The organism is Pseudoalteromonas sp. D15MCD-2 (assembly GCF_038562745.1).
In the GTDB taxonomy this organism is placed as follows: Bacteria; Pseudomonadota; Gammaproteobacteria; order Enterobacterales; family Alteromonadaceae; genus Pseudoalteromonas.
Window position 1 is genome coordinate 25,989 of record NZ_JBCFQE010000001.1, and the last position, 14,922, is coordinate 40,910.

11 protein-coding genes are annotated in these 14,922 nt (G+C 42.2%); 9 read left to right on the forward strand and 2 right to left on the reverse strand.

What is annotated here, in order from left to right; all coding sequences use genetic code 11:
* Positions 1-3 precede the first annotated feature (3 nt).
* Positions 4-1,407, reverse strand: a complete 1,404-nt coding sequence (locus AADY36_RS00120; protein ID WP_342408339.1) for a sigma-54-dependent transcriptional regulator — start codon at positions 1,405-1,407, stop codon at positions 4-6.
* Positions 1,408-1,637: 230 nt separating this feature from the next.
* On the opposite strand from AADY36_RS00120, the gene AADY36_RS00125 reads away from it, so the two are divergent.
* From AADY36_RS00125 to AADY36_RS00140, 4 genes are all read left to right on the forward strand, one after another.
* A complete protein-coding gene (locus AADY36_RS00125; RefSeq protein ID WP_285221722.1) occupies positions 1,638-2,891 on the forward strand; it encodes an efflux RND transporter periplasmic adaptor subunit in 1,254 nt (417 codons plus the stop codon).
* A gap of 11 nt (positions 2,892-2,902) precedes the next feature.
* The gene (locus AADY36_RS00130) at positions 2,903-3,604 is read left to right on the forward strand and encodes an ABC transporter ATP-binding protein (protein WP_285221723.1); all 702 of its coding nucleotides are present in this window, start codon (positions 2,903-2,905) and stop codon (positions 3,602-3,604) included.
* 1 nt (position 3,605) lies between these two features.
* Positions 3,606-6,002: an ABC transporter permease gene (locus tag AADY36_RS00135; protein ID WP_342408340.1), complete on the forward strand. Its 2,397-nt coding sequence runs from the start codon at positions 3,606-3,608 to the stop codon at positions 6,000-6,002.
* Between the two features lie 287 nt (positions 6,003-6,289).
* Positions 6,290-6,736 carry an REP-associated tyrosine transposase gene (locus AADY36_RS00140; RefSeq protein WP_082401671.1) on the forward strand — a complete coding sequence of 149 codons (447 nt, stop codon included), beginning with the start codon at positions 6,290-6,292 and terminating at the stop codon, positions 6,734-6,736.
* 299 nt (positions 6,737-7,035) lie between these two features.
* Here the strand turns inward: AADY36_RS00140 and AADY36_RS00145 are convergent, their stop codons facing one another.
* On the reverse strand, positions 7,036-7,563 hold the full coding sequence (locus tag AADY36_RS00145) for a sugar O-acetyltransferase (RefSeq protein ID WP_342408341.1): 528 nt from the start codon (positions 7,561-7,563) through the stop codon (positions 7,036-7,038).
* A 155-nt stretch (positions 7,564-7,718) separates the two neighbouring features.
* Here AADY36_RS00145 and AADY36_RS00150 point away from each other — a divergent pair, with 155 nt between their 5' ends.
* The 5 genes from AADY36_RS00150 to AADY36_RS00170 all read left to right on the forward strand — a co-directional run bounded on the left by AADY36_RS00150 (position 7,719) and on the right by AADY36_RS00170 (position 14,889).
* Complete coding sequence (locus AADY36_RS00150; RefSeq protein WP_054552250.1) at positions 7,719-8,489, forward strand: DeoR/GlpR family DNA-binding transcription regulator; 771 nt, start codon at positions 7,719-7,721, stop codon at positions 8,487-8,489.
* 95 nt (positions 8,490-8,584) lie between these two features.
* Positions 8,585-10,405 carry a glutamine--fructose-6-phosphate transaminase (isomerizing) gene (gene glmS / locus AADY36_RS00155; protein ID WP_342408342.1) on the forward strand — a complete coding sequence of 607 codons (1,821 nt, stop codon included), beginning with the start codon at positions 8,585-8,587 and terminating at the stop codon, positions 10,403-10,405.
* 130 nt (positions 10,406-10,535) lie between these two features.
* Positions 10,536-12,122 carry an N-acyl-D-amino-acid deacylase family protein gene (locus tag AADY36_RS00160; protein ID WP_342408343.1) on the forward strand — a complete coding sequence of 529 codons (1,587 nt, stop codon included), beginning with the start codon at positions 10,536-10,538 and terminating at the stop codon, positions 12,120-12,122.
* A gap of 169 nt (positions 12,123-12,291) precedes the next feature.
* Complete coding sequence (locus AADY36_RS00165; protein WP_342408344.1) at positions 12,292-13,419, forward strand: alpha/beta hydrolase; 1,128 nt, start codon at positions 12,292-12,294, stop codon at positions 13,417-13,419.
* A gap of 168 nt (positions 13,420-13,587) precedes the next feature.
* Positions 13,588-14,889 (forward strand): DEAD/DEAH box helicase, encoded by a 1,302-nt coding sequence (locus AADY36_RS00170; RefSeq protein ID WP_342408345.1) that lies wholly within the window; start codon positions 13,588-13,590, stop codon positions 14,887-14,889.
* Positions 14,890-14,922 lie beyond the last annotated feature (33 nt).

Genomic DNA, 14,922 nt, shown 5'->3' on the forward strand with positions numbered 1-14,922 from the left:
CGATTAAAGCCCGTATTTTTCTAAACGACGATACATGGCTCCGCGTGTTAGGCCGAGCGCTTTTGCTGCATGACTCACGTTCCCTTGAAAATGCTTTAAAGCTGCACGAACGGTTCTCTGCTCGATGATGTCGAGATCAAAAGTGTCGTAGTCAGTGGCGTTTGAAGAGAGCTCACTTGTGCTAACAGCAGCATTTGGTGAGCTTATTACTGAGCTAATATCGAGCTCTGAGCCTTCTGAGAGGATGGCTGCTCGCTCAATTGCATGCGCAAGTTCACGGACATTGCCTGGCCAATGATACTGACTTAAACGTGTCATATCAGATGCCGTAATCGAGAGCTCACGTTTGTATTTATGTGCAAAGTGCTGCAAGTAGTAGTTACATAGTAATGGAATGTCTTCACTGCGCTCACGCAGAGCTGGCAAACGGATCTCTACGGTATTAACACGGTACAGTAAGTCTTGCCTAAACTTGCCTTCAGAAACTGCTTGTTCGAGGTTTTCATTGGTTGCACAAATCAAACGAATATCAATATCGATGACTTTTGAACCACCAACCGGTGTTATTTGCCTGTTTTGTAGTGCTGCGAGCAGTTTAACTTGTTGGTTAAGCGGTAAATTACCTAGCTCGTCTAAAAATAAACTACCACCATGGGCCAGCTCAAATCGGCCAATGCGATCTTCTTTCGCGCCGGTAAACGCCCCTTTTTTATGGCCAAATAGTTCGCTTTCAAACAGGCTTTCGGCTAGTGAGCCCATGTCTAGGCTTATGAAGGGTTGGCTTTGGCGCTGGCTTGCATTGTGGATTGCATGGGCAGTGAGTTCTTTACCTGTGCCACTTTCGCCACTAATCAATATGTTGGCATCTGTGTTGGCTGCTTTGTCGATAACCGAAAAAACCTGCTGCATGGCATCACTTTGGCCTAAAAACTCAAATGGTTGATTGCCGATTGACTGCTGCAAGGCCTGCTTTTGTTTTGTGAGCTTACCAACTTGCTGTTTGTCTTTAGCGTGTGAAAATGCCGCTGCAACAGCACCGAGTAATTGCTCATTTTGCCAAGGTTTGGCAATAAAGTCAGAGGCACCAGCTTTAATTGCTTCGACAGCTAGCTGAATATCGCTGTAGGCCGTCATAAGCAGTACCGCAATGTTAGCGTCTTGGCTCATGATTTTTTTTAGCCAGTAGAATCCTTCTTTGCCACTAATTGAGTCTTGCGTGAAGTTCATATCGAGTAACACAACATCTATAGCCTGATCTGCCTCATGCTGTGCGTTAATGATACCTTCGATATCAAAGGGGTTATCTGTGGTTTTTACAACCTGATAATGCTGCTTTAAAAGTAATCGTGCGGCGATAAGTACGTCGGGGTTATCATCGACGATAAGAATTGATCCTGCTTGTTTCATAGCTATTTATTATTATTCCTTTATGGGAACACTAAGACTAATTGAAAATAGTAAGAGTGTCCATTTATGGACGATATATAGCTTTTGAAGTGTTCTATAAGCGGACACTTGATTATATGCATCTTTATTAGCTTTTATGTAAGTTGTTGTAATTTAATAAAAATAAAAGTTGGCACAAGAGTTGTTTTATCTATAGGTAATTAGCACCTAGATAACTTAAAGGCGTCAACATGGATAAGAAAATTACACGCTCAAATAACAAAGCATTTTTTAAGAAATCAGTCATTGCAGCTGCATGCTTAGCTGTTGCGGCTGCAGCTTATGGTTTCACACAAACTGAGCAAACAGGTCGTAGCCAGCAAGTAACTGCTACAAGCTTAACGATTAGCACAGTACAACAAGGTGAATTTGTTGATGCTTTAAGTCTTCGTGGTCAGGTTATGCCTCGCACTACAATTTACCTCGACACCATTGCCGGAGGCCAAGTCGAAGAGCGACTTGTTGAGCAAGGTGAGTTTGTTAAAAAAGGCCAACCACTTGTGCGTTTAAGCAATACCAATTTGCAGCTTGATGTAATGAGCCGTGAAGCACAAGTGACTGAGCAACTTAACTTTTTACGCAACACGCAAATGAATATGGAAACCAGCCGTTTAAACTTACGCCGAGATTTGCTTGAAATCGATCTTAAAATCACACATTTATCGCGTCGCTTAAAACAAACTCAGCCGCTAGTTAAAACGGGTGTGTTAGCACAAGAACAATTATCTGAAATTCAAGAAGACTTAGCGTATTACAAAGCGCGTAAAGAACTAACCCTTGAGCGTCAAAAGCAAGAAAACAGCATTCGTGAAGTTCAGGTAGCTCAGTTAAAAGACAGTGCCGACATGCTAGAGAAAAACCTACAGTTTGCGCGTAAGAACCTTGAAAACTTACTCGTAACAGCACCTGCCGATGGTTATTTAAGTGAACTTGATGTTGAAATTGGTGAATCAAAAGGCCGTGGTGCTCGCCTAGGGCAGATTGATATTCTTAATGAATACAAGCTAGTTGTGAGACTAGACGAGTTTTACCTGAGCCAAGTTCAAACAGGTATGCAAGTGCTTATTGAACACGAACAAGGCGAAATTGCAGCAACAGTTAGCAAAATTGATAGCCGTGTTCAGCAATCACAGTTTCAGGTTGAAGTCGATTTACCCAATGGCACGAGCAACATAAAGCGTGGGCAAAGCCTTGATGTGCAGCTGATGCTAGGTGATAGCAAAGGCACTGCTTTATTACTTGAACGCGGCGCATTTTTTACCAGCTCAGGGGGTAACTGGGTTTATGTCATGGAAAAAGATGGCAATCGTGCAGTACGAAAAGACATTCGTCTTGGCAAAAAGAATCAAAACTATTATGAAGTGTTAAGTGGCCTAAGCGCCGGAGATCGCGTGATCACCTCAAGCTATAGCAACTTTGATAAAGCACAGCAACTACAATTTTAAGGATAAAAACAATGATTAAATTAACTAACTTATCACGCGTATTCCGTACTCAAGATGTTGAAACAACAGCGCTTAATAATATTAACTTACATGTAAACGAAGGCGAGTTTCTTGCCATTATGGGGCCATCTGGCTGTGGTAAATCAACATTACTTTCTATTTTAGGTATGTTGGATTCGCCATCTGAAGGCAGTTTTGAGTTTTTAGGCGAAGACATCGCAGGGTTTGGTGAAAAGCAATTAGCGGCACTTAGAAAAGCGTCGATTGGTTTTGTTTTCCAAAGCTTTAACTTAATTGATGAATTAACAGTATTTGAAAACGTTGAGCTGCCATTACAGTATCAAAATATCTCAAAAAGTGAACGTAAACAGCGAGTAGAAGAAATTTTAAAACGTGTTGCGATCGACCATAGAGCAGATCACTTACCGCAGCAGCTATCGGGCGGTCAGCAGCAACGTGTAGCAGTAGCCAGAGCTCTGGTGATTAATCCAAAACTTATCTTAGCGGATGAGCCTACGGGTAACCTTGATTCAAAAAATGGTGATGAAGTCATGGCGATGCTGCGTGAGCTAAATCGCGAAGGTACCACGGTAATTGTGGTTACTCACTCAGAAAAAGAAGGCAATTATGCTGACCGTTTAGTGCGCTTACTTGATGGCCAAGTGATGGTAGATAAAGCTAACCGTGTTCAACAAACAGCAGAGGTGGCATAACATGATTTTAAGTTATCTGATCACCGCGCTGCGTGCGTTTAAAAACCAAAAACAGCACTTTATTTTAAATGTTCTGGGTTTAAGTGTGGGCTTAGCTGCGGCAATTCTAGTTGCTTTGTTTGCAAAAAATGAGCTTTCGTACGATAGCCAACAGCCACATGCTGAGCGTGTTTATCGCGTTGGACAAGACTTCTCAAAACTTGGTTTAGCTGTGGTGCCTATTTTTAATTATGTGCAGTCAAAGCAGGCCGAAGATTACAGCCAAGTTGAAGAAGTGTTCGGATTAACTATGGTCGAGTTGACTCGTGAAGCCATGGTTGATGTGAGTTACCGCAACCAAGGCTATAAGTTAAATGCCTTATATGGTGCTACAGCAAATATTGAAAACTTTATTGCTATGAAGACGATTGCGGGTGACTTAACAACAGCAATGAGTACACCAGATAGCCTCGCTTTAAGTGAATCAGAAGCACTGCGCATTTTTGGTCGCACCGATGTGATTGGTGAAACACTTACGCATGAAAAAGGACAATACACAGTGCGTGCCGTGTTTGCAGACTTAGCAGACAACACTCACTTTGCCTTTAAAAACCTTGTTTATGTTAAGCATGATCCAAGCAAAATAGACATCAACAGTAGTTATGTTTATATGCGTGTCGCAGAGGGCACCGATACAGATGCATTAGCTAAAACCTTAACAGAGCGCTTTTTTAGCAATTCGATGCTGGAACAAGTTAGTTTAGAGCTGCATCCATTACTTGATTTGCACTTAACGGCTAAATCACCATTTGAGATGAAAGCAGGTGGTGCTAAACAAGTGGTGATGATTTGTGTTGGTTTAAGTGTGTTACTTATTCTTATTGCAGGTTTTAACTTCATCAATATGACCGTCGCTCAATCGACTAAACGTGCAAAAGAAGTGGGAGTGCGTAAAGCGCTTGGCGCAAGTAAAGGCCAGTTAGTAACGCAGTTTTTATCTGAATCTGTGTTGGTATCAATGCTTTCAATGGTGATTGCATGTGCTTTAGTGGAGCTATTTTTACCAAACTTTAACCAACTAGTAGACCGCGAATTGGGCGTGAATTATGCTTCTGAATTTGGCATTGCGATTATTGTGGTCGCAATTGCTGTGGGCATATTAGCTGGGCTTTATCCTGCATTCTTTATCTCGTCATTCAGTGCAAAGCGCGTTTTAAGTGGTGACTTACAGCGTGGTAATACAGCAATATGGGTTCGTAAGAGCTTACTAACCTTACAGACTTCACTAGCAATAGGTTTAATCATTGCCTCTATTACCTTGTTAAAGCAATTAACTTACTTACAAAGCTTACCTTTAGGCTATGAAACAACACAAAGATTGGTTATTTCAGAGCTACCTGTAGGCGAAGTATTCACAAAAGAAAAAAATGCCTTAGTTAACCGTATTAGTGCAATTCAAGGCGTACAGCAAACAACAGTTATTGATACCCGTTTAACCGTTTCAATCAATAATACACTTATGCCAACGTGGCCAAATGGTGAAGCGTCTGGCAGCTTAACGCCTGTTGTTGGCGCAAGCTACGATGTTGTAAAAACACTAGGATTAAAACTTGTTGCTGGTCGTGACTTTAGTCGTGAATTTGCTGGTGATTGGGCAAGCCGTGCAAATGGAGTAACAAGTACGGGCACCATCGTGACTGAATCTGTCGCAAGGCAAGCGGGTTACACTAACATGAGTGACATTATTGGTAAGGTAATTAAAGACTCAGGTCGCGGCGTAGATATGCGTGTTGTGGGTGTGGTTGAAGATGTAAAAGTAGGTAATGCTAAAGATGCCAACTCTAATATCATGTTCTTGTGTGGTTTTAACTTTTTATCACCTGTATCAGAATTAATTTTAACGATTGATCAGCAAAACTTGCCTTATATTAAAGCTCAGATCGCAGAAGTATTAGCAAGCTCAGCCAATATCTATGAGCCAAAAATTAACTTACTCGCAGACAACTATAAAACTCTGTTAAAAGGTGATGAGCGAATTTCGAATGTAGTTTTAATCTTTACTGGTCTTGCTGTGTTCTTAACTTGTTTAGGTACCTTTGGTTTGGCTTCGTTTGCAACAGTGCGTCGTCAAAAAGAAGTGGCCGTTCGAAAAGTGTTAGGTGCATCACGAATCAGTATCGTCAATATCATTGCTAAAGAGTTCTTATTGCTGGTGGGCGTGAGTATTGCTATTGCGTATCCAGTGACTTACTTGTTAGTTGGTGATTGGTTAGCAAACTTTAATGACCGTATTGAACAAGCTGTATGGGTATATTTAGTTGCTGCCGTCGCGGTGGCTGCCATTACTTGGGTTACTGTTGCAAGTTTAGCCTTTAAGGCCGCAAGCACCAGACCATCACTTATCTTACGATATGAATAACAGTTAACTAACTCCCAACTATAAGCCCAGCAATACAGCTGGGCTTTTTTTACTCGCTAAATACCTGTTTGGAGTGTTATTGCCATACATGGCGATCTTCGGCAAGGAGTGCTTTAGCGCGTTAGTATGTATTTTTTGTCGCCATAAATGACGACCTACGGTAGGACGTGCTTTAGCGCGTTAGTGTGTATTCTTTGCCACCATAAATGACAATCTACGTAGGACGTGCTTTAGTGCGTTAATCTACTATATTTAATGTTCTACAATTTTATGAAAAAGGATTTTTCATGAGCTGGAGCCATTTAAAGAAAGGACGAGTTTCAATTCAATCAGGTGAATATTTCATAACGTTCAACTGCCATAACAGAAAAGCACTGTTCAGTGATCATAACTTAGCAAAAGTATTTTGTAGGTGTATTGAAATAAATGAATTAATACATCAATGTTGTTGGTTAACTTGGGTTCTTATGCCCGATCATTTTCATGGTTTATTAAGGCTTAGTGATAGTAGCTTGGGTAAAACAGTTGGTCATCTAAAAGGTCTTTCTGCAAGAGAGATAAATAAGAGACGCAGTTTTTCGCAAACAGTGTGGCAACCTGCTTACTATGATCATGCACTACGTAAAGATGAAAGTAGAATAGCAGTAGCCAGATACATAGCAGCAAATCCTTTACGAAAAAAGCTAGTTGATAATTTAGGTAGTTATCCATATTGGAATTCTGTTTTTTTGTGATTGGTTGTCGCCATAAATGACGACCTACGGTAAGACGTGCTATAGCGCGTAAGCATGTATTCTTTGTGTCGCCATAAATGACGACCTACGGTAAGACGTGCTATAGCGCGTAAGCATGTATTCTTTGTCACCATAAATGACGACCTACGGTAAGACGTGCTATAGCGCGTAAGCATGTATTCTTTGTGTCGCCATAAATGACGATCTACGTAGGACGTGCTTTAGCGCGTTAGTATGTATTCTTTGTCGCCATAAATGACAACCTACGGTAGGACGTGCTTTAGCGCGTAAATATAGGCTTAAAGGTCTTTGACCTTCACCGCAGGGTTACCTGCTACTAAAGTATTTGCCGCGACATCTTTGGTAACTATAGCCCCTGAGCCAATCACGGCATTATCAGCAACTTTAATACCCGCAAGTATAATAGCGCCTGCACCAATCCATACATTGTTTCCAATGCTAATCGGTGCTGCAAAGTTAGCTTTTGCTAAACGCTCGGTTGGGTTTACTGCATGCGATACCGCGAGTATTTGCACATTTGGGCCTATTAAGCAGTCATCGCCTATCGTAATTTGCGCATCAGATAACGGCGCATCGAGCATAGTACAGTTAATATTTATGAAGGTTCGATCACCTATTTTAATACCACTGCCATAATCACAATGAAAACCCGCTTCTATAACAACCTGTTCTCCACAGTGAGCAAACATGCCTTTTAGTCGTTTTAAATTGCCTTTACTTGGACTTTTGGCAAATAAACGGCAAATTTCATGGGTATTTTTTCGTTGTTCGAGTAAGGACTTATCGAGGCTATTAAACTCTTTCATCGGGCATACTCATGGTTATATTTGCCAATAGCTTAGCGTGTTGGTGATGAAGATCAAAATTAAAGCTGTGTAGGTTAACGAGTATTCACTTGCCATTTATATTGTTTCGTTTAAAATCTCACAACTTTCGAAACGAAACTTATGTAATTCACTTTATGACAAAACGAAACACTCAACAACGTCGCCATACTATCTTAAGCCAAGTGAATGAACTTGGTGAAGTTGCTGTTGAAGCGTTAGCAGAGCAGTTTCAAACTTCTGAAGTGACGATACGTAAAGATCTGACAGCCCTTGAAAAAAGTGGCTTGTTGCTACGCCGTTATGGTGGTGCCATTGCACTGCCGCAAGAAATCGTTGCAAATAGCAACGAGAAAAGCGACTCGCTTCGCAAAATGGCAATCGCCCAAGCGGCTGCAAAGCTTATTAAAGATCATAACCGCATCATCATTGATAGCGGCCGCACTACAGCAGCGATGATCCCAGAGCTTGCTAGTAAGCGCGGTTTAGTGGTGATGACAAATGCTATTAATGTCGCTAACCGGCTGCTTTCATTAGAAAATGAGCCAACACTTTTGATGACCGGCGGAACTTGGGATCCACATTCAGAATCGTTTCAGGGCCAAGTTGCTGAGAATGTTCTACGCTCTTACGACTTTGACCAGCTCTTTATTGGTGCCGATGGCATTGATATTGATAGAGGTACTACAACCTTCAATGAATTAGTGGGGCTTAGCCAAGTGATGGCTGAAGCTGCCCGTGAGGTAGTGGTGCTGGTTGAGTCAGAAAAAATTGGCCGAAGAATACCGAATTTAGAACTGCCTTGGCAGCGCGTAACCACTGTTATCACAGACAACAACCTAAGCGCAGACAAGCGCGAGGCGATAACAGCATGTGGTGTACAGCTGATCTGTGCAGAAATTGAATAACCCGTAATAAGACCGACAACACCTTATTACGCATCATTTATGACAACACATACCGCCCAAAGTAGAACGCTTTGGCATGTGCAAAAGGAGAAATTATGTGTGGAATCGTTGGGGCTGTTGCAGAACGCCCAGTAAATAAAATTCTTGTAGAAGGCCTTAAACGCCTTGAATACCGTGGCTATGATTCGGCTGGTGTGGCTTTACTTAAAGGTACTGAGCTTAACACTGTAAAAGCAGTGGGTAAGGTTGCTAATCTTGAAGCGGCACTGAATGATGCAGCAGTAAATGGTACTACAGGTATCGCACATACACGCTGGGCAACTCATGGTGGTGTCACTGAAGCGAATGCTCACCCACATGTTTCGAACAGCGAAATTGCCCTAGTTCATAACGGTATTATCGAAAACCATGCCAGTCTACGTGATGCGCTTAAAGGCGACGGTTATGAGTTTTTATCAGAAACAGATACTGAAGTCATGGTGCACCTTATTCACCAACTTCGCCAACAACACGATACGCTTTTAGCTGCAGTACAGGCTGCTGTGAAGCAGTTTGAAGGTGCATTTGGTACCGTTGTTTTTGATAAAGCGAACGACAACGAAATCATCGTAGCGCGCTCTGGTAGCCCACTGGTGATTGGTTTAGGTCTTGGCGAAAACTTTATTGCCTCTGACCAACTTGCTCTATTACCTGTTACACGTAGCTTTATTTACCTTGAAGAAGGCGATGTTGCTCGTATTACTCGCGACAGTGTTGAAATCTTTGATGCAAACGGCGACGCAGTAGAGCGCGAAGTGATTGAATCAAACATTACGCAAGATGCATCAGGTAAAGGCGAATATCGTCACTACATGCTGAAAGAAATTTACGAGCAGCCACTTGCTGTACGTAACACCCTTGATGGCCGCCTAGTTAATGACACTGTAGCGATCGATGCCTTTGGCGAAAGTGCTCAGCAAATCTTTAAAGACGTAAAACACGTGCAAATTATTGCCTGTGGTACTTCATACCATTCAGGTATGGTTGCTCGTTACTGGCTTGAACAGTTCGCAGGCGTGAGTTGTAACGTCGAGATTGCTTCTGAGTTCCGTTACCGCGAATCATTTGTACATGAAAATAGCTTACTTGTGACCATTTCACAGTCTGGTGAAACAGCCGATACGCTTGCTGCACTTCGTCTTGCAAAACAGCAAGGTTACATGGCGTCAATGACCATTTGTAACGTGCCGGGTTCATCATTAGTACGTGAATCTGATTTAGCCTTTATGACTAAAGCCGGTGCTGAAATTGGTGTTGCATCAACTAAAGCCTTCACCACACAACTTGTTGGCTTATTAATGCTAACAGCATCTATTGCCCAAGAAAAAGGCCTAGAGCAAGGTGCGATTGTAAATGCAATTAAAACACTTCCTAACAAGTTAGAAGAAGCATTACTTCTTGCTGAAGGGATTGAAGATTTAGCTGAAGAATTTGCTGATAAGCACCACTCACTATTCTTGGGTCGTGGCTCACAGTACCCAATCGCAATGGAAGGTGCGCTTAAGCTGAAAGAAATTTCGTACATTCACGCAGAAGCATACGCAGCGGGTGAGCTTAAGCATGGTCCTCTTGCGTTGATTGATGCTGACATGCCTATCATTGTTGTAGCACCAAACAACGAACTACTTGAAAAGCTTAAATCAAACGTAGAAGAAGTACGTGCCCGTGGCGGTATTATCTATGTATTCGCAGACAAAGACTCAGCGTTTGAATCTGACGAAACAATGCGTGTAATCAACGTAAACCATGTAGATGACGTGATTGCTCCAGTTGTATATACAATTCCATTACAGCTACTTTCATACTACGTTGCGGTTATTAAAGGCACCGACGTAGACCAACCTCGAAACCTAGCAAAATCGGTGACGGTTGAGTAAGTTAAAGCATCAAGAGCCGGCTAATTAGCCGGCTTTTTTGTGTCTATAATTTGCTTAATTAGTGTTCACTGATGCAATTTGTATTGCAATTGATTAGGATGGTTAAACACTCTGGCTAAGGATAATAACAATGAAAAAGCGCAGTGTTTTAACCTCTATAGGATTGACCGTATTAGTACTCAGCTCGGGGATTGCTTATGGACAATCTTTTGATCTCATCATCAAAAACGCGATGTTGCTCGATGGTCGTGGTGGCAAAGCGGTTCGCGCAGATGTTGGTATTGAAAGCGGCAAGATCACTAAAATTGGTGATATGGCGGCTGACAAAGCTCAACAAGTTATAGATGCCAATGGCAAGGTTGTAGCGCCGGGCTTTATCGATTTACATTCCCATGCTGAGCGTTCAATTGCAGAGCTGCCTCGGCTCGATAACTTAGTGCAGCAGGGTATCACCACTATTTTGGGCGGTAACTGTGGTTTTTCTCCTGTCGACTTTAAGCAATTTTTTGCGCAAACCGAGCGTTCACCTCTAGGGCCAAATTTAGCCTTATTAATTGGCCATAATGATGTTCGTAAAGCTGTTATGGGTGAAGAGCAACGACTTGCCACTGCTGATGAGTTAAAAGCAATGCAAGCACTGGTAGATAAAGCGATGCAACAGGGGGCGTTTGGTTTATCGACTGGGCTAAAATATGTTCCTGGTGTGTACTCAAACTTTGCTGAGGTAAAGGTGCTTGCCGAAACAGCTCATGCTCAGCATGGATTTTTTGCCTCTCATATGCGGGACGAAGGCGCAGAGATTGTCACGGCGATGAATGAAGTGCTCGATATTGCAAAAGAGACCGGTATTCCTGTGCATATCTCTCATCATAAGCTGATTGGTCATCCAAATTGGGGTGAGAGTAAGCACACTATTCAGATGATTCGCGATGCTCGCAAAGTGGGTTTCGATGTCACCCTCGATCAGTATCCTTACACGGCTTCTTCTACGCGATTTGCTATATTATTTCCTGCATGGTCATTGGCTGGTGGCCAAGCTGAAGTTGAAAAGCGCCTACAAGATCCAGAGTTAAGGCAAAAAATAAAACAAGGCTTGATCAAAAATATCCGTGAAGACAGAGGCGGTGGTGACCCCGCAAGGTTGCAAATAGCGCATTATGCGGCAAACCCAACATGGGATGGGCTAACCTTTGCTGAAGTATTAAAACGTGAAGGGCGAGCGCAAAGTATTGATGAAGCAGCTGAACTTGCTATGGAAATTCAAGCAAATGGCGGTGCTCAGGGGATCTTCCACGCTATTAATGAAGATGATGTTAAGTACATCATGGCTTACCCAATTACTGCAATCGCCACCGATGCGGGTGGTTCAGAACTTGGTAAAGGCAACCCACATCCACGTGGGTACGGCACTTTCCCCAGAGTACTAGGTCATTATGTGCGTGAACAAGGAGTGATTTCGTTACCTGATGCAATACGTAAAATGACCAGTTTACCCGCAGCAAGAATGGGCCTAACTGACCGAGGAGTGATAGCACAAGGCTATGCTGCTGACATTGTCATACTCGACCCTGCGACGGTTGCTGATAAATCAACGTTTAGCGCACCACATCAGTACGCAGAAGGAATTCAATACGTCATTATTAATGGCCAAGTCATTAAATCACCGGATGGCATGACGGGTAAAAGCGCTGGGCAAATATTGCGTCATACGCTTTAGTAAAAGAATGACTTACATGTACTTTTTTACGAAAAAAGTACATAAGTTATCTTTGTTTGTACCTGCAATTCTGTTAGCTTAAAAAATTACCAATATTTCTTAAGGATAAGTCGTGCGACTATTTAAGTTACTCTGTATTAGTGGTTTTTTACTCTGTACTAGCCATGTAATGGCTCAACCAGCTGCAGATGATGCGGTTACACATTACAGCCAGCATACGCATACTATCGAATCAAGTAATCTTAGTGAGCAACGCACTGTCGTTGTGCAATTGCCAAAAAGCTATCAAACACATCCCAACAAAAGGTATCCCGTTATTTATCGTTTAGATGGGGCCGGTAATTTACCATTGATTAATGCTGTGCTTGAGCGCTTACAACAAAATGATCAAGCGCCAGAGGTGATTGTAGTTGCAATTGAAAGCACTAATCGACTTAGAGATTTTTATCCGACAGTGAACAAAGAACCACAAGGGCCTGTTGGCGAAGGCGGTGGTGCAGCAAAGTTTTTAGCTTTCGTAGAGCAAGAACTGATGCCTTTGGTTAATAAACAGTATCGTACTCATGATTATAGAGTTATCGCAGGAGCCTCAGCTGCGGGTGTATTTGCTCTTTACGCTATGCAGGCTGACCCTGAGTTATTTCAAGCGCACATTGCTTATAGCCCTGCAGTATGGTGGAACTATGGCGCCCCGGCTAAGAGTCTAAATACCTTTGTTACCAAAGCTAAAAGTATTAACAGCTATGTATATATGAATATCGGTGAAGAAGCCGGCATTATGCGCGAAAGATACGATGGTATGCAGCAAACGATGCAAAATAGTAAAGCGCAAAATCTGCGCTTTAAGAGCGATGCCTTTGCAGGTGTTTCGCATAACCTAACCTCAGCTGCTGGGGCATTTAATGCGTACCATGGCTTATTTTTATCTAAACATATGCCTTTGAGTGCACTAGGCGATGATGTTTCATCAATTGATGTTTATTATCAACGTTTATCTCAGCAATGGGGCGAGCAAATAGCGCCACCAGACCGCGCTGTTCGGATGCTGGGTTACAGCTTAACGGATAACCAGCAATTTGAGCGGGCTATTGAGGTGTTTAAGTACAATATCAAAAACTACCCAAAATCAGCGTATGCACTGTCAGCTTTGTCATATGGCTATGAAATGCAAGGTAATACTCGCCAAGCATTAGTTCAAATCGAGGCTGCAATCGCTGTTGCAGATGACTCGTATCCCTACCCAGATTACTTAAAAGAGACAAAAACGAGGTTAGAAGCACAGTTGAGTAAGGTTTAATAATATGGCCAACTTAGCTGTTGGCTTTTTAAGTGCCCCTTTAATATTGAGCAATTATCATAAACCAGTGACTGTTATCTAAAAGGTATTTAACTCACTAATTCCTACTTACCGGGCAATAAATGCGCTAAAATCGCAGGCTATTTTAGTAATGAGCCCACACTTTTTATGACCTCAGCCACAAACTCTCGCAATTTCAACGAACTTGGCCTTATTCCAGAGCTACTTGCTCGATTGGCGGATCTTGAATATACCCAGCCAACACCTATTCAGGCAAAAGCAATTCCAAGCATTTTAGCGGGTAGTGACTTAATTGCAGGAGCAAATACCGGTTCAGGTAAAACAGCGACATTTGCTTTGCCTATGTTGCAAAATTGCTTTTTAGATAAGGGAGATAAAAAAGCACAAGGCAAAGGTAACTTTGTATCAGGGCTTATTTTAGTGCCAACCCGAGAACTCGCGGTGCAAGTGGCTGATAGCGTTAAATCGTACTCTGCAAATTTTAATGGTGCGATTAAAACCGTTGCTGTATTTGGTGGTGTGTCAGTTAATACGCAAATGCAAGCATTGCGAGGTGGTGCAGATATTATCGTTGCAACTCCTGGTCGTTTACTTGATTTGATTTCAAGCAATGCTATTAAGCTTGATAGCGTAAACACCCTAGTGCTTGATGAAGCAGATCGCATGTTGAGTCTTGGTTTTACCGAAGAACTTGCTGAGCTATTAGCACTTATGCCCGCTAAAAAACAAACAATGCTGTTTTCAGCAACGTTTCCAGAGCAGGTTAAATTATTAACCCAAAAGCTGTTAAATGACCCTGTAGAAATACAAGTTCAAAGCAAACAGGAGAGCACTCTAGTACAGCGTGTATTTACCGTTAATAAAGGTGAGAAGACCACGGTTTTAGCGCACTTGATAAAAAACCATAAATGGCGCCAAACGCTGATTTTTGTGAATGCAAAAAAAGATTGTGAGCATTTAGCAAATAAGCTTGAAAAGCGTGGCATCAATGCACAAGTATTTCATGGTGATAAAGGCCAAAGTGAGCGTACTCACGTAATCGAAAAGTTTAAAAATGGCGAAATTGAGGTGTTAATTGCCACTGATATTGCTGCTCGTGGTTTAGATATTGCTAAATTGCCTGTAGTGATTAATTTCAATTTACCCCGTAGCCCTGCCGATTACATACACCGTATTGGCCGAAGTGGTCGCGCCGGTGAAATTGGGTTAGCGTTATCACTGATTGATTACGAAGACTTTCATCATTTTAAAATCATTGAAAAGAAAAATAAATTTCGTTTAGAGCGCGAAGAAGTGGCAGGTTTTACCGTAAATCAAGCAAACCTCGATGCCGCACAGGCACTTAAAAACGATAAGCCCGTAGCGAAACCTGCGGGAACAGGTAAGAAAAAGAAAAAAAATAAAGCTAACCAACAAGACGATGTTTGGAGTGGCTGGAAGAAACATTAATAGCCTTAAAATAAACCCCGCATTGCTGCGGAG

Coding starts and splice junctions, on each gene's coding strand:
- AADY36_RS00120 (WP_342408339.1), bottom strand. CDS start 1,407: ATGAAACAAGCAGGATCAATTCTTATCGTCGATGATAACCCCGACGTA.
- AADY36_RS00125 (WP_285221722.1), top strand. CDS start 1,638: ATGGATAAGAAAATTACACGCTCAAATAACAAAGCATTTTTTAAGAAA.
- AADY36_RS00130 (WP_285221723.1), top strand. CDS start 2,903: ATGATTAAATTAACTAACTTATCACGCGTATTCCGTACTCAAGATGTT.
- AADY36_RS00135 (WP_342408340.1), top strand. CDS start 3,606: ATGATTTTAAGTTATCTGATCACCGCGCTGCGTGCGTTTAAAAACCAA.
- AADY36_RS00140 (WP_082401671.1), top strand. CDS start 6,290: ATGAGCTGGAGCCATTTAAAGAAAGGACGAGTTTCAATTCAATCAGGT.
- AADY36_RS00145 (WP_342408341.1), bottom strand. CDS start 7,563: ATGAAAGAGTTTAATAGCCTCGATAAGTCCTTACTCGAACAACGAAAA.
- AADY36_RS00150 (WP_054552250.1), top strand. CDS start 7,719: ATGACAAAACGAAACACTCAACAACGTCGCCATACTATCTTAAGCCAA.
- glmS (WP_342408342.1), top strand. CDS start 8,585: ATGTGTGGAATCGTTGGGGCTGTTGCAGAACGCCCAGTAAATAAAATT.
- AADY36_RS00160 (WP_342408343.1), top strand. CDS start 10,536: ATGAAAAAGCGCAGTGTTTTAACCTCTATAGGATTGACCGTATTAGTA.
- AADY36_RS00165 (WP_342408344.1), top strand. CDS start 12,292: ATGGCTCAACCAGCTGCAGATGATGCGGTTACACATTACAGCCAGCAT.
- AADY36_RS00170 (WP_342408345.1), top strand. CDS start 13,588: ATGACCTCAGCCACAAACTCTCGCAATTTCAACGAACTTGGCCTTATT.